This window comes from Enterococcus sp. DIV1304_2, assembly GCF_050555445.1.
Classification (GTDB): Bacteria; Bacillota; Bacilli; order Lactobacillales; family Enterococcaceae; genus Enterococcus_B; species Enterococcus_B pernyi.
Map to the genome: position 1 here is coordinate 643,869 of NZ_CP187851.1, position 26,433 is coordinate 670,301.

Below are 26,433 nucleotides of genomic sequence, written 5' to 3' on the forward strand. Positions count from 1 at the left end.
TAAAAAAAGTCGAGCGATGATAATCATCGTCCGACTCTTTTTAGTTTTAGCCGTTGTTTGACTTTCGTTGGCAATAATGCTGCGACGATTGAAAATGGAATACATAGAATATACCAAGCAATCAGGCGGCTATTGCCGTAACGTGCATAAATCTTGGTCAATAGCGAGTGAAGGATCACCAGCCCTAGGAGCAAGCTGATCGCAAAGAACCATCTTGTATCCCAATCAGTCAAGTGGCGCAAGGCGTTCATGGCTAAAGGATAGCCGTAGAAAAAAATCCCGACCATCGTGACGCGCCAATTTTTGACGATCGTTTGAACATTTAATAGTAAAAAGATGACCGATAGTAAAAAAGCAATGGGCGGAAACAAGCCGACGAGAAAGGAATAGACGATTCCCCACAACAACATCCCAGGCCCTTTGATCAAGGCGGCAATGAGAAGAAAACCAGCCATCAATAGCAATTGCTGTGTCAATGTCGCAATGGTTAGCCAGCCAAATAAAATCAACAATAACCAATGTAGCTTGGATTGTTTTTGTTCTTTTTGGGGAAAGAAAGTAGTACCTTTATCTTTTAGATAAGATGCTAGTTTTGGATCGATCGATTGAAAATCCATAGGGTACCTCCTGACATTTCAAGTAGCTTCATTCTATAAGAAGTAAGACAAGAATACATCCGTCTTTAGAGGGATATTTTCACTACAAATTTCTGAAAAGAATGGTAAAATGAAAAGTTCTCGGTTATACTGAAAAAAATAAAAAAGAAATACGAAATGAGGAAGAGGATGAAGGGGAAATTAAAACGCGAGATCAATTTGTTTGGTGCATTATCCACAGTAATGGGAACTGTGATCGGCGCCGGCGTCTTTTTTAAAACAGCAGCGGTAGTGGCAAGTACACAATCAACAAGTTTGACGTTACTCGCGTGGTTGTTAGGGGGATTCTTAACGATCTGTGCGGGGCTAACAGTCGCTGAATTAGCCACTGCCATTCCTGAAACAGGTGGAGCGGTCAAGTATATTGAAGCAGCTTACGGTAAGTTACCAAGTTTTTTGTTAGGCTGGGCACAAAGTTTGATTTATTTTCCAGCCAACATTGCGGCATTATCGATCATCTTTGCAACACAGCTGATCAATCTCTTACAGCTATCTCCTGATTATTTATTAGTGATTGCTATTATTACAGCACTTTCTATCACTGGATTGAATCTGTTAGGGACCAAAGTTGGTGCGTACGTTCAATCGATTACATTGGTAGTCAAGTTGATCCCAATTGCAGTGATCATTATTTGGGGGCTTCTGACACCCGGACAGGGTACTGTTCAATTATTTCCAGTAGAAGCCGGACAAGGTGTTTCATGGGCAGAAGGACTTAGTGGTGCTTTGTTGGCGACACTATTCGCTTACGATGGCTGGTTAGGTGTCGGAGCCATGGCTGGAGAAATGAAACGTCCAGAAAAGGATCTACCAAAAGCGATTATTTTAGGATTGAGTTTTGTGACATTCGTTTATCTATTGATCAACTTCGTCTTTTTAAAAACATTACCGATTGATCAAATTGCTGGGAACTTGAATGCTTCATCTGATGCGTCAGCGGTCATCTTCGGTGAACTAGGAGGGAAAATCGTTACGATCGGTATTTTGATCTCTGTCTACGGCGCACTGAATGGTTATACGTTGACTGGGATTCGTGTCCCATATGCAATGGCATTAGAAAATGAGTTGCCGTTCAGTAACCAGTTGACAAAGCTCTCAAAAAAATTCACCGTTCCTTATGTACCTGCATTGTTCCAACTAGCGATTGCATGTATCATGATGAGCTTGGGTTCATTTGATTTTCTGACAGATATGTTGATTTTTGTCATGTGGCTATTTAGCTTATTGATTTTTATTGGCGTATTTATTTTAAGAAAGAAAGCCCCAGAGATGCCTCGTCCATACAAAGTACCCCTTTATCCAGTGATACCGATCATTGCGATTTTAGGAGCCATCTTTATTTTAGGGATGACACTGATCACACAAACGAATTTGGCATTGATCGGAATCTTAGTCACATTGTTAGGTGTACCTGTGTTTTACTACAAAAAAAGACAAACTGAAAGTAACTAACTGATAATGAAAAGACAAGAAGTGAATCAAGTCATTTCTTGTCTTTCTTTGCATAATATATCTTGTTTTTTAGTCTTTGAGACTTCTTTAACGCCTACATATATGCTAAAGTAATGAATGAAAAGGAGAGATTAAGATGATATTTGATTCTCATACTCATTTGAACGCGGAACAATTCAATGATGATATTCCTGAAACGATCCAGCGTGCAGAAGAACTAGGTGTGACTAAAATGGCCGTCGTAGGATTTGATACACCGACGATCGAAAAGTCCTTGATGCTTAGTCAAGATTACCCAAACATTTATAGCATCATCGGTTGGCATCCTACAGAAGCTGGTAGCTATACGAAAGAAATCGAAAATAAACTACAAGAACAATTGACTTTACCAAAAGTGGTTGCTTTAGGTGAAATCGGACTGGATTATTATTGGATGGAAGATCCCAAAGAAGTCCAAGATAAAATCTTTAGAAGACAGATCGCCATCGCAAAAGAAATGCGTCTACCGATCAGTATCCATACGAGAGATGCCTTGGAAGACACTTATAAGGTGTTAAAAGAAGAAGACATTCGTGATATTGGTGGAATCATGCATAGCTTTAGTGGTGATTATGAATGGGCACAACGTTTCCTTGATTTAGGGATGCACATTTCTTTTAGTGGTGTCGTGACATTCAAAAAGGCGTTAGATGTGCAAGAAGCAGCGACAAACGTCCCAATGGATCGTCTATTAGTGGAAACGGATGCTCCTTATTTAGCGCCAGTGCCCTATCGAGGAAAAAGAAATGAACCAGGGTATACTCGTTACACAGTCGAAAAGATCGCTGAACTTCGTCAACTACCAATGGAAGAAGTAGCGGCACAAACATGGAAAAACGCCCATCATTTATTTGGATTATCAGAGCATGACTAAGTTAAAGATCCAAGAAATCATTGTTGTCGAAGGGAAAGACGATACGAGAAGGCTACAAGAAGTGGTTGAAGCCGACACGATAGAAACGATTGGTTCAGCGATCAATGAAGAAATCTTGATGCAGATCGAACATGCACAGGAAACTAGGGGAATCATTATTTTTACGGACCCAGATTTCTCAGGTGAGAAGATCCGTAAAACGATTATGGAAGTGGTACCACAAGCAAAACATGCATTTTTGCCAAGGAACCAAGCCGTACCGAAAAAAAAGGGAAGCTTGGGGGTCGAACATGCGAGTGATGAAGCGATATTAGAAGCGTTGAAAAAAGTCGTTACGCCAGTCGATGATGAGACCCAAGCGCCGGAGATCACTAGACAAATGCTGGTTGCATATGGATTGATTGCCGGAGCACATGCAAAAGAAAAACGTGAGATGCTCGGTGATGAATTACGCATCGGCTATACGAACGGAAAACAATTGGAAAAACGATTGAACATGTTCCGAATTACGTTAACTGAGTTTAAGCAGGCAATGGAAAAAGTGGAGGATCATTATGAGTGAATATCGGGATATTGCAACACCCACTAGAACAAAAGAAATTTTATTGAAGCACGGCTTCTCTTTTAAGAAGAGCTTAGGACAAAATTTTTTGACAGAGCCGAATATCCTTCGGAAAATCATTGAAACTGGTCAAATCGATCAGCAGACTAATGTCATTGAAGTAGGACCAGGAATTGGTGCATTAACAGAGCAAATCGCGCGTCATGCCAAACAAGTAGTCGCATTTGAAATCGACGATCGATTGATTCCTGTCTTGGCAGATACCCTTTCACCTTATCCGAATGTCACAGTCATCCACCAAGATATTTTGAAAACTGATTTAGCAGAGGCAGTCAATACTCAATTCAACGAGCAGTTACCATTGAAAGTGGTGGCTAATTTGCCTTATTATATTACGACACCGATCATGATGCACTTTCTTGAATCAGACGTTGTGGTTGACGAAATGATCGTGATGATGCAAAAAGAAGTCGCTGATCGCATCTCAGCCAAACCGGGAACAAAAGCATATGGTTCTTTATCGATCGCTGTGCAATACTATATGGAAGCAAGTTTGGCGTTTATTGTGCCAAAAACAGTATTTGTGCCACAACCAAACGTGGATTCAGCGATCTTGAAATTGACAAGACGCGCAACACCAGCAGTTTCCGTAACGGATGAAAAAGCCTTTTTCCGTTTGACAAAGGCTGCGTTTCAACAGCGTAGAAAAACTTTATGGAATAATTTGCAACATGCCTATGGGAAAGACGAAGCAACTAAAAGTTGGTTAACTGAAAGTCTAACGGAGGCAGGAATCGATCCGAAAAGACGAGGAGAAACACTTTCTTTAGAAGAATTTGCTGCTTTGAGCAATGCTATGGAACATCTAAAAAAATAAAATGAGGAATAGAAGGCTGAAAAAGTCTTTTCGCTCTAAGTCTGAAGGCATCACTTGAGAAAACCATTTTGGGTATTCTTCAAGTGATGCCTGACTATTTTAGGAAACAAGTTCCAAGATCAAATTCTTGGATTTTAAAGAGGGTGGTATTTCAGGCGCCTTGTGTCTCTTGATGTGTCTTGACACATTAGAAAGTTAGCGGTACAATAGGTCAAAACAAATGTGTCAAGACACATCAAGGGAGTAAAAAAATGAAAACAAATTCTGTAAGAAAATTGACAATTTCCGCTTTATTGATCGGGATGGGCGTTCTTATTCCGATGATCATGCCTAAGATCGTAATTCCGCCTGCTTCATTTACACTAGCTTCACATGTGCCATTATTTATCGCAATGTTTTTTTCACCCGGTGTAGCTGTGGCAGTGGCGCTAGGTACAACATTTGGCTTCTTCTTGACGACACCTGTGATTATTGCGCTTCGTGCATTGTCTCATTTGGTATTCGCTCTAATCGGTGCATGGTATTTACAAAAAAAACCAGGGATCGTCTTAAAAGACGGGCAATTCACATTAATGAACTGGCGTTTTCAAGGGTTTAACTTATTGATCGGCGTGATTCACTCGATCATCGAAATGTTAGTGGTGAGTGTCTTCTTCTTCATTGGGAATATGCCGGAAACCTACTATGCAGAAGGCTACTTCTATACGGTATTCATCTTGATGGGGATCGGTGGCTTGATCCATAGTTTGGTGGATTATAATATTGCTTATTTCATTGCCGGAACATTGAGCAAATTCTTTGATGTACCCGTCTTCACTGCTGCCAAGAAACAGCAAAAGAAAGAGATCGTACAAGGAACGATCAAAAAAGTCGTTTAGCAATGTCACAGATAAAGACTGAAAAATAACCAAAAAAAGACCCAAGATCGAACGATCGTTGGGTCTTTTACGTATCATCAAGTTCTGTTTCGTTTATGGGATCGTGATGACATCTTCTGTATCTTTATCAAAGAAATGGCCTTTATTGATATTGAAGGCAAGGTCGATCATTTCTCCTGGTTTATGGAAGTCACGCGCGTCAACTTTTGAAATGAACTCAGTTGTTCCAGTGCGAGTATAAAGCATGGTTTCTGCGCCTAGTAATTCTGAAACAACGACTTCTGAATTGACAACAGTTTCTGGTGAGGCATCCAAGACAACTTGTTCACTATGGATATCTTCTGGACGAATACCAAAGACAAGTTCTTTTCCTTCATAACCTTTTTCAACTAGTACTTTATTTTTGCCTTCAGGGATTCTCAATTTTAGTCCATGACCATCTGAGATAACGCCTTGGCTTAATTTTACGTTGAAAAAGTTCATGGCAGGTGAACCAATGAAGCCAGCAACGAACATATTGACTGGTGTGTCATAAACTTCTTTTGGTGAACCGATTTGTTGGATGAATCCATCTTTCATGATGACGATACGGTCTGCCATCGTCATGGCTTCTGTTTGGTCATGGGTAACGTAAATGGTTGTTGTTTCTAAGCGTTGATGCAACTTCGCGATTTCGGCACGCATGGCTACACGTAGTTTGGCATCTAAGTTTGACAACGGCTCATCCATCAAGAAGACTTTTGCATCACGTACGATGGCACGACCTAAAGCGACACGCTGGCGTTGTCCTCCTGAAAGAGCAGCAGGTTTACGTTTTAAGTATTCAGTCAACCCAAGGATCTCCGCAGCATTTTCTACACGTTGTTGGATGTCTGCTTTATCGTATTTACGCAATTTCAAACCAAACGCCATGTTGTCAAATACCGTCATGTGAGGGTATAAGGCATAGTTTTGGAATACCATCGCGATATCACGGTCTTTAGGAGCAACATCGTTCATTACTTTGCCACCGATATTCAATTCTCCTTCGGAAATATCTTCAAGACCAGCGATCATTCGTAGAGTTGTTGATTTCCCACAACCGGAAGGACCAACGAATACGATAAATTCGCGATCTTTGATTGCCAAGTTAAAGTCAGTAACAGAATAGTTTTCTGCATTGTCATATTTCTTGTATACATTTTTCAGAGCCATTTCTACCATCGTACAAACCACGCTTTCTTTTTTTCTTTTATTTGATGTGTTTAGTATAGTTGAAAGCGCTATCTATATTCAATGTCACAATGAACAAGAATTCGTAGGAACTTTCGTCAATGTGTACAAAATAATTGGAAAGTGCGTGGAAAGTGAGACAAAAATAAAATTCATTTTTGTTTCTATCCTTAAAAGCGAATAAACGGTGTTCCAGAAGTAACTCCTTCGGAAATAAGCTGAACACTTCTGTCACAACCTCATCACCTATAAAATAGAATAAATGATGTTCATGAAGCAGATCCTTCAATAATGAGAGCAAACTCCAGCAATATGGCAATTTATTTTTTGGTTTTTACTGCGCGAGTTATCAAAGATTTACCGTGTATTCACTATCTTAGAGCAATACTTTGTAGATATTAAGAGATATAAAAAAGCAGGCAACCAAGAAAACAAAATTTGTTTTTCATATTAAATTAAGTTAAACTCAATTTAATATAAGCTGGGAGATGATAATAATGGAAACGACTATTAGAAAGATTGGAAATTCTGTAGGAGCGATTTTTCCCAAAGATATTTCTCCAGAAGTTGGAAAAATATATACGATTATTAAAATAGGTGAAACATATGTATTAAAGCCCAAAAAAGAAGATATTTTTAAGACTCCAGAGGCATGGGCAGGCTTTAGAGATTCAATCACCCAAGAAGATAAAGAGTGGGATGAGATGAACCTTGAGGGGGAGGAACTATAAATGGATTATCCAAAGCAAAAAGATATTGTATGGCTGGATTTTGATCCAGCTAGAGGAAAGGAAATACAGAAGCGAAGACCAGGTTTGGTAGTAAGTAAGAATAACTTCAACCAATACACTGGTTTTTGTTTGATTTGCCCAATCACATCAATTGAAAGAAAATTTGATACATATATTAAGATCAAAGAACCACAAATCATTTCTGGACAAGTTGTTACACATCAGTTGCGTTCAATTGACTACACCGCTAGAAACATAATAAAAATTGAACAATGTGATATTCTGACATGGGTGGATGTACTAGAAGTTCTTGATATGTTTTTATAGAAATTTGAAAAATATCAAACCACAAAGAAATTTGTTACACTGGTAAAAAAGGAGTGAGGACGGATGAAAATAGCATTGATTGCACATGATCGTAAAAAAGAATTGATGATCAAATTTACAACAGCCTATAAAATCATACTTGAACAACATGAACTATTCGCGACAGGGACGACCGGACAAAAGATTGCAGAAGCCACAGGATTATCGGTCCATCGGTTCAATTCAGGACCTTTAGGCGGTGACCAACAAATTGGCGCGATGATCTCAGAAGATGAATTGGATCTGGTGATTTTCCTGCGTGATCCTTTAGCAGCTCAACCTCATGAACCTGATGTCACTGCGTTGATCCGCTTGGCTGATGTATATGATATTCCTTTAGCAACGAATATCGGTACCGCAGAAGTTTTATTACGAGGGCTTGAAGCCGGATTTTTGGAGTTCCGACAAGTGATCCATGAAGAAGGAAGTAAGATCCCTTTTCCTAATAAGATTTAAAATTCGGATTTTATGAGGATAGAGACAGTTGATCAAGGCGAATGTCTGCCATGTTACGAACTTAGGAATCGTTTTCGTTTAGAACATTAGTTTTTTTTATTTACAGTTCTTCCTTTTCTATGCTATAGTTTGTCTGGGATAAGTTCCCACTATTAACAGAGTAGAAAATAAAGCGTTAAGTGCTTAGAGGATGGGATGTTGCCTCTAGGACGAAGGACGTAAGTTCGCGGTTTTATTTTCGCATTCGCTGCATGAAACATGTAGCAGCTCTTAAAGGAGATGCTAGAAATGAAGAAAAATCGTTTAGATGCTCGTATGATTACGATCATGGGACTGCTGATCGCATTGATGGTCACGTTGTCTCGCTTAGTTTCATTTGAAACACCATTACTCAAAATCAGTGTAACGTTCATTCCCCAAGTAATCATGGGTATTTTATTTGGCCCATTTTGGACAGGGATTGGTTCTGTGTTAGCTGATGTGGTGGGTATGGCATTATTTCCTAAATCTGTCTTTTTCATCGGCTTCACGTTGAATGCTTTTATTGAAGGAGCGATTTATGGGTTCTTTTTCTATCGCAAAGAGATCACTTGGAAAAATGCAATCTTAGCCACGCTCAGTGTGACAGTGTTCGTTAGCTTGATCCTGACACCATTATGGTTGCTCATCATGTATCAAGTACCGATGAACTGGGTATTCTGGGGACCACGTTTATTAAAAGCCGTTATCTGGTTGCCGATCCAATCGACGATGATCTACGTGATTGGGCGCGCCATGCCATATAAAAGAATTTTGCGGAGTTTAACGACGCATACAAAATAAAAAACAAGCAGTCTTCCCATCCCAGAAGACTGCTTGTTTTTTGCATAGATCAGAAAAATCATCTGATTCGATGTTCACTATTTTTCAACCGATCCAGTAAATTGCGCTTGATAAAGTTGACGATAGCTACCATCTTCGATTTTCAATAATTCATCATGTGTTCCCATCTCAACGATTGCCCCTTGATCCATCACGAGGATCTGATCGGCATTTTTGATCGTGGACAAGCGATGGGCAATCACAAAACTAGTTTTTCCTTCCATCATTTTTAGGAAGGCATTTTGGATTTTCTTCTCTGTCAATGTATCCACTGAACTTGTTGCTTCATCAAGTATCAACATGGGTGGATTACTGATCATCGTACGAGCGATCGTCAGTAATTGACGCTGCCCATCGGAGATTTTTAATCCCTGTCCACCAATGCGTGTATCTAGTTTTTGTGGCAAGCGTTGGACAAATTCATACATATAGGCTGATTTTAGGGCCTCATTGATTTCTTCATCACTGGCATCTGGCTTCCCGTAACGTAAGTTTTCTCGTAACGTACTGTCGAATAACCAAGTATCTTGTAAAACCATCCCAAAGCTCTTGCGTAGGGAATCACGGGCGATTTGGGTAATATCATAATCGTCGATCGTGATCGTCCCAGAATTGACATCGTAAAACCGCATCAATAAATTCACTAATGTGGATTTACCAGCTCCTGTTTTACCTACGATTGCCACTGTTTGACCTGGTTTGGCAACAAAGCTGAAATTCTCGATCAACCGTTGTTGTGGCTCATAAGAGAAAGAAACATGTTTGAAAGCGACCTCGCCTTTGATCGTTTGAGGATCAAGTTGATACGCAAAAGGTTCATCTGGCGTTTCTTCCGGTTGGTCGATCAATTCAAATGCTCGTTCTAAACCAGAAAATGCTGTTTGGATCTGTGTCGTGATCCCTGATAATTCAATAAAAGGTTTTGAAAACTGACTTGAATAGATCGTAAAGCTTGAAATGATCCCGACAGTAATCGTTGAATCACTTCGTAAGGCAAGTAAACCACCAATCAAACCAATGGAGAGATAGGCTAAGTGATCGACAAAACGAGAAGATGGGTTCGTTAATGAAGAAGAGAATTGCGCGCGCTGCCCTTTCTCATATAAGTCAGCATTCAATGCGCTGAATTGCTGTTGATTGACTTCTTCTTGTTGGAACGCTTTGATGATTTTTTGATTACCGATACGTTCCGTAACGAATCCTGAAATGTTCCCAATGATTTTTTGTTGGTTATCAAAATCATTTTGAGAAGCCCGTGCGACTAACCAGCTGACTAAGAAAATGATTGGTGTCGAACAAATGACGACAAGTGTCAATAACGGACTCAAGTTGAGCATGAAGATCAGTGAGAGGATAATGATCGCTACCCCAGAAAATAATTGATTGAACGCCGCTGATATCGCGATGGAGATATTGTCCATATCATTTGTGAAACGGCTGACGATATTCCCATGGGAATTTTGATCATAGTATCTTAAAGGTAAAAGATTCAAACGAGCAAAGGCATCTTTTCGTAGATTCGCAACGGATAGGTAAGCCAATCGGTTACTTAATACTTGGATCAGCCATTGACTGATGACATTAAGTAAAACGATCCCGCCAAACATCACCAGAAGTTGAACTAATCGAGTAAAGTTGACTTGTCCCACACCAACCATTTGATCGATACTTTGACCGATTTGTAAGGTCATTACGACGGTAGCAACACCATTGACGATTCCCAACAAGACAGCTAACCAAATTTCACGTGGATGGGCCGTCAGATAAGGAACAAAACGTTTGAGTGTTTGCCAAGATAGTTTTTTTGTTTTCATTTTATTCCTCCTCCTGTGATGCCACGATTTCACGATACTCAGAAGATTGACTAAGCAATGTATCGTGCGTACCCTGGGCCACGATTTTTCCTTGATCCATGACGAGGATATGCTCTGCTTGTTGAATCGAACGGATGCGTTGAGAAATAATGATGACCGTTGTGTTGAGGGAAGTTTGTAGTGCTTGGCGCAAGTTTAGATCCGTTTGATAATCAAGGGCACTCAAGGAGTCATCTAAGATCAATAAGGCAGGTTTGGCGATCAATGCACGAGCAATCGTCAACCGTTGTTTTTGTCCTCCGGAAAAGTTTTTCCCATTCTCCATGACTCTTGTGTCTAAACCTTTGGGTAATTGGCGAACAAAATCCTCCGCTTGGGCAATTGCCAAAGCTTCCCAACACTCTGCGTCTGTCGCGTCAGGTTTTCCCCACTGAAGATTTTCCCGAATGGTACCGGTGAATAAGACAGCCGTTTGTGGTACTTGCGAAATCTGACTTCGTAATGAATCTAAGGGCCAGTCACGAACGTCTTGTTCATCAAATAGCACAGAGCCTTCACTAACATCATAAAAACGTGGGATCAATTGTGTCAATGTCGTCTTCCCACTTCCGGTCGGACCAATGATCCCTAAGACAGTTTGGCGTTTCAAAGTGAAATTGATTCCTTGTAATGACAGACCAGATTCTGGCGTATAACGAAAATCTACGTCTTTAAATTGTAGAATTGTTTCAGAATCCATGACTGGTTCACTAGGAGTCTCAGCATCTGTAATGGTATTTTCGGTATCTAAGACTTCTTTGACCCGCTGAGCAGAAGCTTCTGCACGAGTAAAAATCACGACAAGATTGGAAACGACGATCAAGGCTAATAACATTTGGTTCATGTAATTGATCAAAGCTAAAACTTGTCCTTGTTGTAAGGAACCGATATTTACCTTGACCCCGCCGACAGTCAATAGACAAATGATCCCGACATTCATGATCAATGTCGTTGCCGGAGAGAGCAAAGCGGAGATATTGGAAACACGTAAATAATTTTTTGCTAAGACATCTGTGTTTTCGTCAAATGTTTCGATTTCTTTATTGGTACGTGAAAATGCTCGGATCACACGAACCCCGCTTAAGTTTTGGCTAACAGTCTCATTTAGACCGTCCAACTTTTCTTGGACTTTTTGATAGAGGGGGATCGTCTTACGGATAATAAAGTATAAAATGATTGAAAAAATTGGTAATAAAGCTAAGAAGAATAGCCCGACTTGCCAGTCGATCACAAACGCCATCACTACTGATCCAATACTTAAAAAAGGTGCTCGGATCAATAAACGGATAACCATTGCGAGTGCAAGTTGTAACTGATTGATATCATTGGTCATGCGTGTGATCAATGTATCCGTCCCAAAATGATTTAATTCACTATGGGAGAAAGAGTTGATTTTTTTGATGAGTTGATTTCTAAGTTCTGTTCCAAACCCTTGAGAGGCAATGGATGAATAATATTGACAAATAATGGCACAGATCAATCCGATCACAGACATCGCGATCATCCAGATACCCATATTGATGATCACTTCACGATTGTTCATTTTTAGCCCATTATCGATCAGCGAAGCCATCAGTAAAGGTAAAATCAATTCAAAGACTGCTTCTAAAAATTTAAATACAGGACCTAGGATGATTTGTTTTCGATAGTCTTTCGCATAGCGCAATAACTGAATCATAAAAATTTCCTCCTAAAAACAAGTTACCCAATATTGTTCGAACGTCTATCGGCAAAAAACAACCGATTTATGATAAATAGATATCCTTAAAGCAACAAAAATATCTTGCAGCGAGAAATCTAACGATGATATAACTAGGTACTCTCATATTGTAGCTTATGAAATTTAGAATGAAAAGAGAACAAGCCTTTTCATAATCCACACATTTTAGTAAAACTTAAGAAATCACACCATAACGCTTAACGCGTTGTCGCTCTTGCAACGCCTATAATTGAATAAACCATAGAAAAAAATCACTACAAAAAAGCACCATCTACAAAAAATTGATGAACAACTCTCGTAGATGGTGACTTATTTTCCGTGGTTAAAGATTCCTGCCTCGGTCTCTTTCGGTCATTAATAATTTTTTATTTTTGTAAGTCAGCTAAAACTGTTTCACCTTTAACATCGACATCAATGACATTATAGAACCCATTTTTAGTATCAGCGACATCCCAAACAGCTAAGATCACATGATAACCTAAACGGTCATTGGGAATGTTGATCGAATGTGTCGGATTAGTAGAAGCTAGTTGTCCATCATTGCCTACTTCACCAATGAATTCCAAGTCGTCTCTTGTCAACGCATCATTTTGATCCCAACCGGCTTTTGTCATGTAGTAATGCCATTTCGTTGTTGCATGGTTGGCAGTGAATGTCCAAGTAAAATCATTTGCACCAGCTGTCAATTGTTGTTTTGTCCACAATGAGGCTGTTTGTTGATCCAATAAGTAATCACCTACCGCACCATTTGCAGAAGCGATTTGACCATCTTCAGGTCCAGCAGCTGGGAATCCTTTTGGTGCTTCAAGAGATTGTGGCTCATTGATAACAGCTCCGTATTTTTTGAATGCAGCATTCCAGTTTGTATTTTTGTCAAGGCTTCCTTGGTAGCCACGACTTGCTGGTTCAGAAACGTAACCATGAGCAGCAACATCAACAGAAGTAAGCGTGCTTGCTCCGATACCTGCTAAAATGAATCCTAAACCAATTAACGTACTCTTTTTCATAATAATTCCTCCGATATTTTTACTTTATGTAATGTACGATTGTTATCATAACTGATATATTTTTAATCTGAAAATTATGTGTGTTATTGCAACAAAAAAATTTCGTTCATCGCGAGTGTTATTAGAAATTATACTATTTAGTCATTTTTTAGGTGAAACGCAAATGTTCGCTGGAGAAAGAACTGCCACTGAAGGAGTCGCGTTTGCACGGTATAGAAAGGGGAGACATGGGGATAAAACAAATAACAAAAGAATTTATTGAGAGGAAATGTAGAGAACGAATCAGAAAATCAAGGAAGCAACGTTAGGCACCTACACAGGCAGTAGGCTGGTGCGCCCTTGTAGGTGGTCCATAGACTGGTCAGGGTTTTTTAGTAATCGGTGTCCCTGAAAGGAATACACGAAGACGCATTTCTTTAATGCGTTGCATTTCTGATAGTTCTTTGATCGATCATCGTCTGACTACGAAATGTGCAATGAACTGTTTAGAAACTTTCGTATCAAGTACGCCATTCCAGTGGAACCTATCGAATCAACCGAGAATAAATAGAGAGACTTAAAAACCGTGTATCTTCTCATTGGGAGTGAGGAGATACACGGTTATTTTAGGCAGTATTCACTTGGCGTTGTGGAGAGAGGCGATCGCACGTACTTTTGACAACGACTTTTGTGTGGTGATCATTGTGCGAAAAATCACATACTTCAGCGCAAAATTTTTCTTTTAGATTGATCATGTAGTCTTTACTCGTAGAAAGATCTAACCATTCAAAAAACGCAATACCCGTTTCTACTTCTTTTAAAGCTGTTTTTTGTCCATCAGCTAGTTTATCTAAAGCAGTAAACACTTTATAATGTGCAAGATCGAGTGTTTGTTTGTGTGTTGTCGCGATTTTTTTTAATTGGGCTAGAAATAATTTGCGTAATGTGGTTGATTCACGGTTAAAAGAAAGACGTACGCCGTTCAAAATAAAGTTAGAAAGAAGCTCAGAATAATAGGTATTATCTATGTAGGCTTTCATCTTTGTGACACTATTTTGGAACGAATAGGCAATATATTCATCATCAAAAATAAATAAACAATTCGAAAAAATAGTCAATTCAAAGTGCCCCCATGTATCAATCTTTTCAAGATACTTCTTTATAACACTGATTTCTTCTTTCATTGATGCGGTAAAAGAACTACTATACAGATAATTTGAAATCAATTTTCTTTGGGCATAGATCAAACGATAATAAATGTTTCCTGTTTTTTCAAATTCGTTGAGCAATTCTTGTTCTTGAGCAGATGTAATGGTTTTTGAAGTGATTAAATAATTCGTTAATTTTTGTTTATTAGACAACGAATTACTATTCAATAAAAACTGATATTCTTCAAGTGTGATATTCATCCGATCAAGGTAGTTTACTATTAGTTCAAAGCCGATTTTTGTTCCACGTGATTCGAAAGCTGCTAAGGTTCCTCTTTGTGAGATACCTGAAGTTAGTTGTTCTTGTGTCAACCCACGATCTTTTCTTAATTTTCGAATTAGAGCAGCATGTTCTGTCATGTTCATTTCCTCCAGAAGCTGTTTTTTGTACATGGCTATAATAGCATAATGTAGTTATGTGGATGTTATGTTTTCATATATGCGCCCTTTTGTTAAAAAAGTGCGATTTTTTTGTTTGGAAAGTTATTTTGTTGCAATACCAAACAAAAAAAATTTTGAAGGATAAGATATGTTTTAATCTGTTCTGTAATACAAATTTAGGAGGGAAAAAATGAATAAGAAAAGTTTATTATTCTCAGTTGGTCTTTTAGGTTGTTTGATTGGAGGCGGAACAGATGTGTTTGCAGCAGACGCAGCAGATACGATGCCAGATATCTCAAATCGCCAAGTTTCAGTAGGTTATTATCATAATTGGGTGCCTGAACAAGGTGCTGGTTACCAAGGTGGTCGTCCGGCAGATACTGATTTGGCAAAAGTAAATCCTTTTTATAATGTGATTGCTGTGTCATTCATGAAAGGAGAAGGTATCCCAACATTCAAACCTTACAATATGTCAGATGCTGAATTTAGACAAAAAGTAGCCACTTTGAATGCTGAAAATCGTGTGGTCATTATTTCACTTGGTGGTGCAGATTCACATATTGAATTACATAAAGGGGAAGAACAAGCCTTTGCCGATGAAATCATCCGTTTGGTTGAAGTTTATGGATTTGATGGCTTAGATATCGATTTAGAACAAACCGCAGTAGATGCAGGCGACAATAAAACAGTGATTCCAGATGCTTTGAAGATTGTCCGTGCGCATTTTGAGAAAGAACAAAAACATTTTATTATCTCTATGGCGCCAGAGTTTCCGTACTTAAGAACACAAGGTAAATATGTACCATACATTACTGCTTTAGAACAAGAATATGATTTTATTGCACCACAGTTATACAACCAAGCAGGTGACGGTATCAGTGTTGGAACTGAATGGATCGCTCAAAATAATGACAGCAAAAAATTTGAATTCTTATATGGAATTTCAAAAGCTTTCAACGAAGGAAGCGGTGGGTTTATCCAAATCCCAGCGAATCGCTTAGCTTTAGGTATTCCAGCAAACGTGGATGCAGCAGCAAATGGTTTTGTAAAAGAACCATCAAAAGTTTACGATGTATTCGAACAAATGGAAAAAGATCAAACACCATTAAAAGGTTTGATGACTTGGAGTATCAACTGGGATGAAGGAAGAAACTCAGCTGGTGTCGAGTACAATGAATCATTTGCGAAGTCTTATCAGGATCTATTCCAAGAAAAAACACCTGATACAGAAAAACCATCACAACCAACAAATCTAGCAGGCACAGCAACACATTCAACTGTTGCTTTATCATGGACAAAATCAACAGATGATCGTGGCGTAGCAGGTTATTACATTTATCGTGATGGCGAACAAATTGGTAGAGCAACAAACAATGCTTATACAGACACAAAATTGACTGCCAGCACAGAATACACTTATACAGTGAAAGCATTTGATGCCGCTGGTAACGTTTCAGAAGAAAGTAAAGCATTAGTGATTTCTACATTAGAAGAGCCACCAGCAGACTTAGAAGCTCCATCAGTACCATTGAACATTACGGCTTCATCAATTAGTGACAAGAGTGTTTCTTTATCATGGACACAATCAACAGATAACGTGGGTGTAGTAGGCTACTATGTTTACCGTGATGGTGAGCAAGTAGGAGAAACAGAAACAAATACATTTAGTGACGCAGGATTAACAGCTAATACAGAGTATTCTTATACAGTAAAAGCATTTGACGAAGCGGGCAACATTTCAGAAGAAAGCAAAGCATTAGTTGTGACAACGGCGGATGCACCATCAGCAGAAGCATGGGATGCAGATACAATTTATGATTTAGGTGATATCGTGACACACAAAGGAAACACATATCGTGCAAAATGGTGGACACGAGGCAATGAGCCTGGAACTGAACAATGGGGACCTTGGGAATTGATTGGCTAATCGATCCATACCCGTTTTTTATTAATGAAGCAATCGTTGATGCTGAATCAATCAACGAATAAGTGATTTGCTCAGTATTGTTAAGATTTTCGTGCATGTATAACGAGAATCTTAGCAATTGGGCAAACGCATGATAAAAATTCAATTATTTATTTATGTTTGTATAACAGAACATGAAAAAAACATATATTATAACAACTATTATAAAAATTCCAAGTCCTCTTTTTAGAGGGCTTTTTTTATTTTATCAAGTAACATGAATGAATTGAAATCATAACGTACAGGTAAAATGCTTATTAAATTTTTACACTGAGAAGGGTAGATCTATGGGTTTTTTTCCATAATTTATCAAGCATAATACAGACATAGATTGGTGACCACTTGGTAAAGGAGGTTGATATATGAGAAATAAATATAAGGTAAATGGTTGTTTTCAAGCTGAGTTTTTGATGGAAAAACCATGATCCACCTGAGCAGGCAACCATGAAAGGAAGAATGATCAACCTGATACTATTGGTGGGATCAAATTATCTAGTTGTACAAAAAAGGGATGTTTTTTAGGATGATAAAGATGAAGCTGGCAAAAAAAATAAAGGTAGTTATGTGTATAGTAAGTATCGTTTTTTCTTTTTATAAAGTAGCCATCAGTCTACCGTATCATGCGTCTGCTGATTCGACAACTGACAGTAGTGAAAATGCGCCGAGTGAAAGTACCACGACAAAGGAAATAGGTTCTTCAGAAGAAATAAGTGAACCATCCAATAGTACTGCGCAAAGTGATTTCCAGTCCGTTTTAGCTGTTCCTACAGTAGCTTCAGGCATAGCTAGTGTGGATAACTTCAATGATTTTCGAACCGCTTTATTGGACAGCACTATTACAGACATTTATTTAACTGGAGATATCAAGTTAACGGCATCTTTTAATATCAATTCGCCAAAAAATATTTATGGCAATGACCATACGATTGATATTAATCTTCAACTGATTGGCGTTGCATTAGCGTATACGACTTGCTCTATTTATGATGTCACACTAATCAATCAACATCCATATTCTTTTTTCTGGTCCGAATTCCCAGGAGTCACGATCAACTATACAAATGTTACATCTTCTGGACAACAATTCATTTATCTGCCTTATGGAACAGCGAATTTGTATGAGAATATTACAGCCTCATCAGATACGCAAGAAGTGTGTGAAGTAAAAGAATTAAATATACGAAATGGAGCAAATGTAGCATTCAATAATACGAGTAACAGCTATCCAGTAGTAGGTAATAACAGCAGCACTGTATTGAACATAGAAGATCATACAACTTTTACCGCACAATCAAATAATCCAACAGCAACTATTGCGATCGGTCAATCGCTATCAATCGCAGCGACTAGTAATTTTTCGATTGCTAATTCCAGAGGCTGTGCTTTAGGTTCATATTATAGCAGTGCACCATTCACGATCGCTTCAAATAGTGGGATAGGTACTTGGAAGCTAAATGACACAGATCCACTTCCCGATATCGGCTATACCGGACCAATTACGACAAGTTTTAATTTAACTTCGATTGATATTGCACAAAATACCTTGAATGTGACGTCCAATAATCCCATGTTTCCAAAATATTTCCAGTCTAAAAATGTAAGAAAAATAGCTAGTGGTCCATTCACGAGTAAAGCACAAGTAATTACCAAGGATATCGATCTATTATTGGGTGAAGTTTGGATACCACCATATAACTTTGTGAGTGCAACAAATGCGCTAGGGCAGCCACAAACCATCAATGATGTCACGATTCAAGGCGAAGCGGATGGAGAGGAAATAGGGACCTATCAAATTACTTTTATTTGTGATGATGCGGAGTCTGTGGCGACAGTCAATGTATTTGATATTCAGCTTCATTCCTTACCAACGATTTATGCCAAAGATACATGGAATGAATATGATGGATTAGATTGTATCATCGAATCAGATAGTAGCAGCAATTCATCTCTTTCATTTTTCGAGACAAACGTCAGTGTCACTGCACAAAAAATCGAAGGAGCGAATATGATTGATATTGATCCACAAAAATTGACAGAAGAAGAAGGACAGTATGTTCTCACCTATACCTATAAGCATAAATCGAAAAGTATGAATGTGACGGTTGAGGAGAACCTTTTCAATGATCAATCAATCTATCCATCCATACTTGATTTTGGCCATGTCGCAATCCAATATACAAACAATCAATTGATTGCTACAAATGCCACAGGGAAAATCGATATCACTGACAAACGAAGTAACAATGGAGACGGCTATAAAGTAAAAGTCACTCAGGACCATGTGTTGACTGGAATAAGTAATGGCTTTCAATTAACAGGGTCAATCATCCAATTTGAAACAGGGACTGCAACTAATAGTAGTGGGGGAGCAGTGATAAGTACTGGAAGTAATCAAACAATTGATATTCCTGTTGGGCAAGAAAAAGAAGTATTTCGAGTGGATAAAGGGAATAGTCGGGGACAGATCGTTTTGCCACTCACTGAGTTTAAGTTGGAGTTGCCAAGTGACAGTCCGAAAATCGCTGATTCTTATCAGGCAAAAATCACTTGGACACTTTCAGAAACGCCCTAGCCATAAGTTTCTAACGGACGATGGATACTGGTAGCATGAGAGTGTTCAATCTGAGGAGTCAGAAAACGAGAGATCGAAAAAAGAATCAGGATTAAGTTGTGCGCGCATTCATAGAACGTTGTGCCAATCGTTGATAGAGACAGCTCACAATGGATCATTTCTGAAAGCAAAAAGGAACGACGTGCAGACTGATCACAATTGAAGTGGCAACAAAGTCGGCTAGCTATAAAATATTTTATACAATGAAAAGGAGCATAAGATAATGGTAATCACAAAAAAATATGTCATGGCAGGTATGAGTATCTTAGTAGGAGCAAGTTTAGGGATAACATCGGTGAATGCCGATACAACAACCGATGGCACAGTGACTTTACAAGCACCAACTGGTGGAAATGGAGAAGATTTGAACCTAGCAACCAACAAGTTACCAACCAATCTGAATTTTGGTACTGCTAATATCAAATATGATCAATCCATCGAACAAATCGCTACAGTAGATGGTAATCAGGCGTCTAACCCAACAACTACGGATATCCAAGTCACAGATAATCGTGGTGATCTAACAAAAGGTTGGAAACTAAAAGTAAAACAAATTGCCCAGTTTAAGTCCTCAGTCAATCAATCTGAGTTAGCAGGGGCAGAATTATCGATCAATACAGGAAATGTGACAAATATTGGTGGCGATCTACCTACAGGCGGTGTAATCAATACTCAAGACTATGTGATTACTCCAGATGTGGATGTGGAAGTATTCAAAGCGAGTCCAGGAGAGGGATTAGGAATTTCAACATTGCCAATCAATCAATACAAATTAAGTATTCCTGCTGCAGCAAAAAAAGAAGCGGATACCTATCAGGCACAATTGACTTGGACGTTTTCTGATACATTGTAAGAACTGCCCTTGACAGAAAGGAAGTGTCCTGTGAAAATCAAAAAAAATATAGCCATGTTTTTATTTTTACTTGTTTTGTCTCATTTATGTGACGTACCTGTGTTTAGTGATGAAAACTCAGCTTCTCAGAATATTCCATTTTTGGTGTCTACGCAATTGCCGGACAATCAAATAAATAAACAGGTCTCCTATTTTGATTTACAAATGGTACCAAAACAAGAACAGACGTTGCATCTTAAAATCGAAAATATCTCGGATCAGACGATCATGCTAGACACAACTTTATATCAAGGAAATACGAACAGTATCGGGGTCATTGAGTATGATAAATCGGTCAAGGGGTTAGCCAATAACGCGCAAGTCAATATAGAAGATCTAGTGAAAATCTCAGAAAATAAAATCAAAATTTCTCCAAAGCAAACGCATGAATTACAAGTGAAAATCAAGATGCCTGAAAAAGAATTATCTGGGATTACCATTGGAGCGATCCGGGTAGTCCAGAATAATGAAGCAAACAAAGAAGGCAATATTCAAAATAATTTTGCAAGAGAAATCGGGTTAGTTTTACAATCAAGTGATCCGGAGCAAATTCCTTCAACATTAAAACTTTTAGATGCGCAAGCAGGACAAGTGAATACGCGAAATGTTTTTACAGAGAAAATCCAAAATCCAAAACCCAAATTAATCCGGCTAACCAACCTCAAAGCAATCATTACGAAAGAAGATGATCAAGAAGTTATATATCAAGCAAGCCAGCTGGAAGGCTCGATTGCTCCAAATACGATATTGAACTATAGGATACCATTAGACGGTAAAGCATTATTACCGGGAGTGTATGTTGCGACATTTGAAGCGGATGAGGGGGAACATCACTGGAAGTTAACAAGGAAATTCACAGTAAAAAACAATATAAGCAAAAAATTAAACCAAACAGATATATTGATAAAAAGTCAGCCTAGTTTTTTTGCAAAGTACAAATGGATGATGATAACTGGGTGTGTCTTATTAGTGATTATTCTAGGTCTGTGTATTTATATAGGTAAAATCAAAAGGAAGTTAGTTGAACAAGAGAAGAGCTAAGCTAGTTTATAATAAGTAAAAGGGGGAGAACAGAAGTGATGCCGCGTTCTTCCTCTTTTTTTACAAAAAAATAAATTTTTTTAAATTTTATGAAACTTTTACTTCAACTTGATTTTTTAATGATATTATCCATTTAATTTAACAGGTGGGTGGGGGAGTAATAGTGTTTAGAAAATATTTAGAGAAAGAAATTTTTCGAAAAGTAACTATTATTAATCTATTATGGGAAAAATCAAGTTTGACTTCGCTGGAGATGTCTCAACAATTGGATGTTTCTGTTTCAACGATAAAAGGAGACATAAAAGCAATCAATCTACAATTCGATGAGACTGATCCGTTGATTGAATCAAATCCAACAGGGTATTTGATCAGACATAAGTATAAACGAAATAAACGAACGTATATGAAGAAAGTCTATCAATATTCACCATTTATCAAAGCGTGTATGTATTTCTTTAAAACCGATTTTTCGAATCCCCTAGGTTTTGCCAAGCAAGAATTTATCTCTTCCTCCAAAGCATATCAACTAAAAAAAGAGGTGATGTCCTATGTCGCCTCTTATGGCATCGACCTCAATGATAAGAAGGTAGAAGATGAGTATCGCTTACGGTTTTTAATTGCACTTTTTCAAATGAAGAGCGGTATTCAAGTAGTTAAGGTGTCAAAAACAAGTCAGTACAAAATAAATCATTTGTTTCAACAAATCGAAAAAGAACAAAAATGTTTATTTTCAGATTTCTCAAAAGAATACGCACAGATTTTACTTCAACTGATGTTTGATCGAAAAATGAAGTTAAAAGACAATCTAGATATAAAAAAGTTAGAGATGTATAAATGCACACCTATTTATCATCAGATAGAAGATCGTCTTGTCGATTTTTTGAAACAAATGTTTTTAAGCCCAGATGAACGAAATTTAAACTATTGTACGATCGTATTCAATTTTTTAAACCAAAATTTTTATGAAATAAATGCACATGAAAAGAACTATCAATACTATATCGCTTTTACTAAAAAATTCCCAGTGATCCAGTATGAGTATCTGATCGACAAGATGGAACGTAATATTCCTAACTTTTCTAATAATCAACGAACCATCGAAGTACTAACTTTGATGTTTTTGCGGAAATGTCATTTTAATTTTCAACAGCTGATTCCTGAAGAACATGTTGTGGAAGGGACAGATATGGCAGAGATTCCTCAAGCTTTCTTTGAGAAAATCAAGCGGATCTTTATGGACTGGAATGATTTTTCAGGATTGAACCTAGCATTTTCAGATGATCATTTTCGGTATTTAGCAACAAAAATTTATTTTTTGACCTATCGGAGTAAAAATGAAAAAAGAGTCTTTTTACTGACAGGTGTTTGTACGGACTTCTTATGGGCACAAGAAATGTTAGAACAAGAATTTGGAAACACCCTGGACATTCAACAATTCAATCCGGAAACCATTCCCAGCAACTATAATAAACGTGACGTGATTTTATATAATATCAGCCATGAGAAACTACCACAAATTGATTGCTTCAAAATGAGGGTATCCTTTAATTTTGATTTTTGTGAATTGTTTAACATAAGGAAAGAATTGTTTGGTTATGATATTGCTATGTATAAAAAAATCATCGAGAAAGAATTACGATAAATAGAAGAGATGGGCAGAGACAGCTGATTTTTAGAAAAATAAATACAAAAACGAAAATCGCTTGTTGAACGACGATTTTCGTTTTTTTATTCTTGAGGATTTTGTCTATTCTTGAAACTTGCACTTACATTGGTGGAGTAACTGACCACATAAGATGCACCTCCTTTAGTTCGACTGTTGATAAATAGACTATATCATTGGAATAGACCAAAAAAACATCTTGTATGGTATTGCAACATTATAATTTCTATTTAAGTTAGATCAAGAAAGAAAATGGTTGAATAAAATGTTTCTGGGGCATTTGACCTCTCACACGTCTAAAAAGTAGCCACTTCGAAACACTTCTATCCCGACCTCTTCTTAAACAAAAGCTAAAAACAATGAAAATAAGTCCAGTATTTTGTTAATCTATACTATAATAGAAACTAACTATGAATTTTGGAGGAATTTCCATGAAACAAAAAATTGCAGTATTAGGCCCTGGCTCTTGGGGAACTGCTTTAGCTCAAACCTTAGCAGAAAATGGACATGACGTCCGTATCTGGGGGAATGTTCCAGAACAAATCACAGAAATCAATACGTATCATACGAATAAACACTATTTACCTGAATTACATTTACCAGAATCGATCATCGGTTACACAGAATTGGCTGAAGCTGTCAAAGAGGTAGATGCAGTATTATTTGTCGTACCGACGAAAGCGATCCGTGCTGTAGCACAAGAATTGCTACAACATTTAACGACAAAACCAGTGATCATCCATGCAAGTAAAGGATTAGAACAAGACACGCATAAGCGGATCTCAGAAGTGATTGCTGAAGAAATCCCAGAAGAAAAACGTCAATCCATCGTTGTTTTGTCGGGACCTAGTCATGCAGAGGAAGTGGCAGTCCACGATATCACAACGATCACTGCTGCAAGTGTTGATCAAAAAGCAGCTACTTATGTGCAAGAATTATTTATGAATGATTATTTCCGAATCTATACAAATAATGATGTGATCGGTGTGGAAACAGGTGCAGCATTGAAGAATATCATTGCAATCGGTGCCGGCGCGATCCACGGTCTTGGTTTTGGTGACAATGCGAAAGCGGCGATCATGACAAGAGGATTAGCTGAAATCAGTCGTCTCGGTGTAGCAATGGGCGCGAACCCTTTGACCTTTATTGGATTGAGCGGTGTTGGTGATCTGATCGTCACTTGTACCAGTGTCCATTCACGAAATTGGCGCGCGGGTCATATGTTAGGTGAAGGACAGAAATTAGACCAAATCCTAGAGAATATGGGGATGATCGTGGAGGGTGTATCGACAACAAAAGCGGCGGTTGAACTTGCTGAGCAACTAGGTGTAGAGATGCCCATCACTCAAACAATCTATCAGGTCCTTTATCAAGGGAAGGATATCAAACAAGCAGCAAAAGAAATCATGTTGCGTGATGGCAAGATGGAAAACGAATTTCAGTAAATCAACAGAATGGAGTATATAAATACGCATATGGAGAATAAAATCGTAAGAAAAGCAGTCATTCCTGCAGCAGGTCTAGGTACACGTTTTTTACCTGCTACAAAGGCAATGGCAAAAGAAATGTTGCCGATCGTTGATAAACCAACGATCCAATTTATCGTAGAGGAAGCTTTAGCTTCGGGGATCGAAGATATTTTGATCGTTACCGGAAAAGAAAAACGACCGATTGAAGACCATTTTGATTCGAATATCGAATTAGAATTGAATCTAAAAGAAAAAAATAAAATCGACTTGCTAAAATTAGTCGAAGAAACAACGAATGTCAATCTCCACTTTATCCGTCAGTCCCATCCTTTAGGACTAGGTCATGCGGTATTACAAGCGAAAACTTTTGTTGGAGATGAACCATTCATCGTTATGCTTGGGGACGATTTGATGGAAGATGAGATTCCACTGACAAAACAATTGATCTTAGATTACGAGAAAACAAAAGGTTCGACTGTAGCAGTCATGAAAGTTCCTCATGAAGACACGTCAAAATATGGGATCATCGATCCAGAAACAAAAGAATCTGAAGGCTTGTATGAAGTGAAACGATTCGTCGAAAAACCAACACCTGAACAAGCTCCGAGTGATTTAGCGATTATTGGACGCTACTTATTGACACCAGAAATTTTTGAATTATTAGAAACACAAAAACCTGGAGCTGGAAATGAGGTTCAATTGACGGATGCCATTGATGAATTAAATAAAAAGCAACCCGTATATGCGAGAGAATTCAAAGGCTCTAGATATGATGTCGGTGATAAATTTGGTTATCTAAAAACAAGTATCGAATACGGTTTAGGTCATCCTGAAATCAGCGAGCAGCTGAAACAATACCTCATTGATCTAAGTCATTCTCTGGACTAAAAACTTAACAATTAGAGAAATAAAATCTTGAGAAAAGAATAGTAAATGAGGTGTATTGCTTACATGGGGATTCTAATCAACATTGCACAAACGTTTCTTGATGGATTGAAATGGTTGATGGAGGGAAATAATTGGCTGTTTTTACTGCCAGTATTATTTATTAGTTTGTTTACGATGTTTTATATGGTCAGAATAAAAGAAACTTTTTTGATTTTTATTTGGTACTTAGCAACAGTGGCAATCGCTAGTTTGATCATCGTTCTTTTGTGGGGAGATCAACAGGCATTTCTTTTTGCGGCAGCTTTTCTTTTGCTGTACCTTTTTGCCTATATCCCGTATCTACTCAAAAGATTTCATGTCGTCAAAAAAGGCAAACATGCGGCTTCTCCGAACCGCTCAAAGGATGTCTCAGAAAGACGGACAAGGTCTGACCGCTGATATTTTGATACTTGCACTTGTTTCGCACTTTCCTTACAATAGATGCAGATAGAAATAACTAAAAAAAAAGGCTCCTTGATAGTTAGCGGCAACTAACTATCAAGGAATGACCAGTCACACGTATACACCCTGACCGATCATTTTGCCATAGTCGATGCAGCGCACCGACCGCATTTATTGTACCTGATTTAAGGAAGATTTTCTACCTTATGAATCTAAAAAGCGGAGGAAGCGGGGCAGTTTATTTACTATGTCAAAACAGATGTATATTCAAGCGAGAAGTTTGTTTAATCCGTTTTAAAGACTTGCTTTTAGCGATACATCGTTCCTATCTTTTACACTGAAGCCGAAGA

Annotated in this window: 23 protein-coding genes and 1 riboswitch; of the genes, 17 read left to right on the forward strand and 6 right to left on the reverse strand. The window is 38.1% G+C overall.

Annotation, left to right across the window (positions count from 1 at the left end):
* Positions 1–23 precede the first annotated feature (23 nt).
* Positions 24–617, reverse strand: coding sequence for a hypothetical protein (locus tag IGJ14_RS03070; RefSeq protein WP_195274186.1), 594 nt, complete (start codon positions 615–617; stop codon positions 24–26).
* A gap of 168 nt (positions 618–785) precedes the next feature.
* On the opposite strand from IGJ14_RS03070, the gene IGJ14_RS03075 reads away from it, so the two are divergent.
* The 5 genes from IGJ14_RS03075 (at position 786) to IGJ14_RS03095 (ending at position 5,338) form a co-directional block, all read left to right on the forward strand.
* Positions 786–2,108: an APC family permease gene (locus IGJ14_RS03075; protein ID WP_010736139.1), complete on the forward strand. Its 1,323-nt coding sequence runs from the start codon at positions 786–788 to the stop codon at positions 2,106–2,108.
* 136 nt (positions 2,109–2,244) lie between these two features.
* Positions 2,245–3,021, forward strand: coding sequence for a TatD family hydrolase (locus IGJ14_RS03080; RefSeq protein ID WP_023519222.1), 777 nt, complete (start codon positions 2,245–2,247; stop codon positions 3,019–3,021).
* On the forward strand, positions 3,014–3,583 hold the full coding sequence (rnmV, locus tag IGJ14_RS03085) for a ribonuclease M5 (protein ID WP_066025111.1): 570 nt from the start codon (positions 3,014–3,016) through the stop codon (positions 3,581–3,583). The genes IGJ14_RS03080 and rnmV overlap by 8 nt, the downstream gene beginning before the upstream one ends.
* On the forward strand, positions 3,576–4,460 hold the full coding sequence (gene rsmA, locus IGJ14_RS03090) for a 16S rRNA (adenine(1518)-N(6)/adenine(1519)-N(6))-dimethyltransferase RsmA (RefSeq protein ID WP_195274183.1): 885 nt from the start codon (positions 3,576–3,578) through the stop codon (positions 4,458–4,460). Before rnmV ends, rsmA begins: the two co-directional genes overlap by 8 nt.
* A gap of 251 nt (positions 4,461–4,711) precedes the next feature.
* Positions 4,712–5,338 carry a hypothetical protein gene (locus IGJ14_RS03095; RefSeq protein WP_019722490.1) on the forward strand — a complete coding sequence of 209 codons (627 nt, stop codon included), beginning with the start codon at positions 4,712–4,714 and terminating at the stop codon, positions 5,336–5,338.
* 93 nt (positions 5,339–5,431) lie between these two features.
* On the opposite strand, the gene IGJ14_RS03100 is transcribed toward IGJ14_RS03095, so the two are convergent.
* Entirely contained in the window at positions 5,432–6,541 is a 1,110-nt protein-coding gene (locus IGJ14_RS03100; RefSeq protein ID WP_010736134.1) for an ABC transporter ATP-binding protein, read from the reverse strand.
* Between the two features lie 506 nt (positions 6,542–7,047).
* Between IGJ14_RS03100 and IGJ14_RS03105 the strand changes: the two genes are divergently transcribed.
* From IGJ14_RS03105 to IGJ14_RS03120, 4 genes are all read left to right on the forward strand, one after another.
* Positions 7,048–7,281, forward strand: a complete 234-nt coding sequence (locus IGJ14_RS03105; protein WP_066026200.1) for an AbrB/MazE/SpoVT family DNA-binding domain-containing protein — start codon at positions 7,048–7,050, stop codon at positions 7,279–7,281.
* On the forward strand, positions 7,282–7,608 hold the full coding sequence (locus IGJ14_RS03110) for a type II toxin-antitoxin system PemK/MazF family toxin (RefSeq protein ID WP_104776820.1): 327 nt from the start codon (positions 7,282–7,284) through the stop codon (positions 7,606–7,608). It begins immediately after the preceding gene.
* 63 nt (positions 7,609–7,671) lie between these two features.
* The gene (mgsA, locus tag IGJ14_RS03115) at positions 7,672–8,103 is read left to right on the forward strand and encodes a methylglyoxal synthase (protein ID WP_019722486.1); all 432 of its coding nucleotides are present in this window, start codon (positions 7,672–7,674) and stop codon (positions 8,101–8,103) included.
* A 154-nt stretch (positions 8,104–8,257) separates the two neighbouring features.
* A riboswitch (THF riboswitch) is annotated at positions 8,258–8,355 on the forward strand.
* 36 nt (positions 8,356–8,391) lie between these two features.
* Positions 8,392–8,925, forward strand: a complete 534-nt coding sequence (locus IGJ14_RS03120) for a folate family ECF transporter S component (RefSeq protein ID WP_195274181.1) — start codon at positions 8,392–8,394, stop codon at positions 8,923–8,925.
* A 77-nt stretch (positions 8,926–9,002) separates the two neighbouring features.
* On the opposite strand, the gene IGJ14_RS03125 is transcribed toward IGJ14_RS03120, so the two are convergent.
* The 4 genes from IGJ14_RS03125 to IGJ14_RS03140 form a co-directional block, all read right to left on the reverse strand.
* Positions 9,003–10,778 (reverse strand): ABC transporter ATP-binding protein, encoded by a 1,776-nt coding sequence (locus IGJ14_RS03125; protein WP_019722485.1) that lies wholly within the window; start codon positions 10,776–10,778, stop codon positions 9,003–9,005.
* A 1-nt stretch (position 10,779) separates the two neighbouring features.
* A complete protein-coding gene (locus tag IGJ14_RS03130) occupies positions 10,780–12,495 on the reverse strand; it encodes an ABC transporter ATP-binding protein (RefSeq protein ID WP_065096139.1) in 1,716 nt (571 codons plus the stop codon).
* 407 nt (positions 12,496–12,902) lie between these two features.
* Complete coding sequence (locus tag IGJ14_RS03135) at positions 12,903–13,544, reverse strand: lytic polysaccharide monooxygenase auxiliary activity family 9 protein (RefSeq protein ID WP_195274179.1); 642 nt, start codon at positions 13,542–13,544, stop codon at positions 12,903–12,905.
* 605 nt (positions 13,545–14,149) lie between these two features.
* Positions 14,150–15,091: a helix-turn-helix domain-containing protein gene (locus IGJ14_RS03140; protein WP_019722921.1), complete on the reverse strand. Its 942-nt coding sequence runs from the start codon at positions 15,089–15,091 to the stop codon at positions 14,150–14,152.
* Between the two features lie 211 nt (positions 15,092–15,302).
* Between IGJ14_RS03140 and IGJ14_RS03145 the strand changes: the two genes are divergently transcribed.
* From IGJ14_RS03145 to IGJ14_RS03180, 8 genes are all read left to right on the forward strand, one after another.
* On the forward strand, positions 15,303–17,039 hold the full coding sequence (locus tag IGJ14_RS03145) for a fibronectin type III domain-containing protein (RefSeq protein ID WP_019722922.1): 1,737 nt from the start codon (positions 15,303–15,305) through the stop codon (positions 17,037–17,039).
* Positions 17,040–17,610: 571 nt separating this feature from the next.
* Positions 17,611–19,650, forward strand: coding sequence for a pectate lyase-like adhesive domain-containing protein (locus tag IGJ14_RS03150; RefSeq protein WP_207463683.1), 2,040 nt, complete (start codon positions 17,611–17,613; stop codon positions 19,648–19,650).
* A 262-nt stretch (positions 19,651–19,912) separates the two neighbouring features.
* On the forward strand, positions 19,913–20,542 hold the full coding sequence (locus IGJ14_RS03155) for a WxL domain-containing protein (RefSeq protein WP_195274173.1): 630 nt from the start codon (positions 19,913–19,915) through the stop codon (positions 20,540–20,542).
* A 30-nt stretch (positions 20,543–20,572) separates the two neighbouring features.
* Complete coding sequence (locus IGJ14_RS03160; RefSeq protein ID WP_019722925.1) at positions 20,573–21,622, forward strand: DUF916 and DUF3324 domain-containing protein; 1,050 nt, start codon at positions 20,573–20,575, stop codon at positions 21,620–21,622.
* Between the two features lie 163 nt (positions 21,623–21,785).
* The gene (locus IGJ14_RS03165; protein WP_207463682.1) at positions 21,786–23,264 is read left to right on the forward strand and encodes a helix-turn-helix domain-containing protein; all 1,479 of its coding nucleotides are present in this window, start codon (positions 21,786–21,788) and stop codon (positions 23,262–23,264) included.
* A gap of 452 nt (positions 23,265–23,716) precedes the next feature.
* Entirely contained in the window at positions 23,717–24,730 is a 1,014-nt protein-coding gene (locus IGJ14_RS03170; protein WP_019722927.1) for an NAD(P)H-dependent glycerol-3-phosphate dehydrogenase, read from the forward strand.
* 30 nt (positions 24,731–24,760) lie between these two features.
* Positions 24,761–25,642 (forward strand): UTP--glucose-1-phosphate uridylyltransferase GalU, encoded by an 882-nt coding sequence (galU, locus tag IGJ14_RS03175; RefSeq protein ID WP_207463681.1) that lies wholly within the window; start codon positions 24,761–24,763, stop codon positions 25,640–25,642.
* A 63-nt stretch (positions 25,643–25,705) separates the two neighbouring features.
* Positions 25,706–26,080 carry a hypothetical protein gene (locus IGJ14_RS03180; RefSeq protein ID WP_207463680.1) on the forward strand — a complete coding sequence of 125 codons (375 nt, stop codon included), beginning with the start codon at positions 25,706–25,708 and terminating at the stop codon, positions 26,078–26,080.
* Positions 26,081–26,433: the final 353 nt, after the last annotated feature.

What these genes read in the sequence shown, in the direction of transcription:
- IGJ14_RS03070 (WP_195274186.1), bottom strand. Translation starts at nt 617, where the DNA reads ATGGATTTTCAATCGATCGATCCAAAACTAGCATCTTATCTAAAAGAT.
- IGJ14_RS03075 (WP_010736139.1), top strand. Translation starts at nt 786, where the DNA reads ATGAAGGGGAAATTAAAACGCGAGATCAATTTGTTTGGTGCATTATCC.
- IGJ14_RS03080 (WP_023519222.1), top strand. Translation starts at nt 2,245, where the DNA reads ATGATATTTGATTCTCATACTCATTTGAACGCGGAACAATTCAATGAT.
- rnmV (WP_066025111.1), top strand. Translation starts at nt 3,014, where the DNA reads ATGACTAAGTTAAAGATCCAAGAAATCATTGTTGTCGAAGGGAAAGAC.
- rsmA (WP_195274183.1), top strand. Translation starts at nt 3,576, where the DNA reads ATGAGTGAATATCGGGATATTGCAACACCCACTAGAACAAAAGAAATT.
- IGJ14_RS03095 (WP_019722490.1), top strand. Translation starts at nt 4,712, where the DNA reads ATGAAAACAAATTCTGTAAGAAAATTGACAATTTCCGCTTTATTGATC.
- IGJ14_RS03100 (WP_010736134.1), bottom strand. Translation starts at nt 6,541, where the DNA reads ATGGTAGAAATGGCTCTGAAAAATGTATACAAGAAATATGACAATGCA.
- IGJ14_RS03105 (WP_066026200.1), top strand. Translation starts at nt 7,048, where the DNA reads ATGGAAACGACTATTAGAAAGATTGGAAATTCTGTAGGAGCGATTTTT.
- IGJ14_RS03110 (WP_104776820.1), top strand. Translation starts at nt 7,282, where the DNA reads ATGGATTATCCAAAGCAAAAAGATATTGTATGGCTGGATTTTGATCCA.
- mgsA (WP_019722486.1), top strand. Translation starts at nt 7,672, where the DNA reads ATGAAAATAGCATTGATTGCACATGATCGTAAAAAAGAATTGATGATC.
- IGJ14_RS03120 (WP_195274181.1), top strand. Translation starts at nt 8,392, where the DNA reads ATGAAGAAAAATCGTTTAGATGCTCGTATGATTACGATCATGGGACTG.
- IGJ14_RS03125 (WP_019722485.1), bottom strand. Translation starts at nt 10,778, where the DNA reads ATGAAAACAAAAAAACTATCTTGGCAAACACTCAAACGTTTTGTTCCT.
- IGJ14_RS03130 (WP_065096139.1), bottom strand. Translation starts at nt 12,495, where the DNA reads ATGATTCAGTTATTGCGCTATGCGAAAGACTATCGAAAACAAATCATC.
- IGJ14_RS03135 (WP_195274179.1), bottom strand. Translation starts at nt 13,544, where the DNA reads ATGAAAAAGAGTACGTTAATTGGTTTAGGATTCATTTTAGCAGGTATC.
- IGJ14_RS03140 (WP_019722921.1), bottom strand. Translation starts at nt 15,091, where the DNA reads ATGACAGAACATGCTGCTCTAATTCGAAAATTAAGAAAAGATCGTGGG.
- IGJ14_RS03145 (WP_019722922.1), top strand. Translation starts at nt 15,303, where the DNA reads ATGAATAAGAAAAGTTTATTATTCTCAGTTGGTCTTTTAGGTTGTTTG.
- IGJ14_RS03150 (WP_207463683.1), top strand. Translation starts at nt 17,611, where the DNA reads ATGAAGCTGGCAAAAAAAATAAAGGTAGTTATGTGTATAGTAAGTATC.
- IGJ14_RS03155 (WP_195274173.1), top strand. Translation starts at nt 19,913, where the DNA reads ATGGTAATCACAAAAAAATATGTCATGGCAGGTATGAGTATCTTAGTA.
- IGJ14_RS03170 (WP_019722927.1), top strand. Translation starts at nt 23,717, where the DNA reads ATGAAACAAAAAATTGCAGTATTAGGCCCTGGCTCTTGGGGAACTGCT.
- galU (WP_207463681.1), top strand. Translation starts at nt 24,761, where the DNA reads ATGGAGAATAAAATCGTAAGAAAAGCAGTCATTCCTGCAGCAGGTCTA.
- IGJ14_RS03180 (WP_207463680.1), top strand. Translation starts at nt 25,706, where the DNA reads ATGGGGATTCTAATCAACATTGCACAAACGTTTCTTGATGGATTGAAA.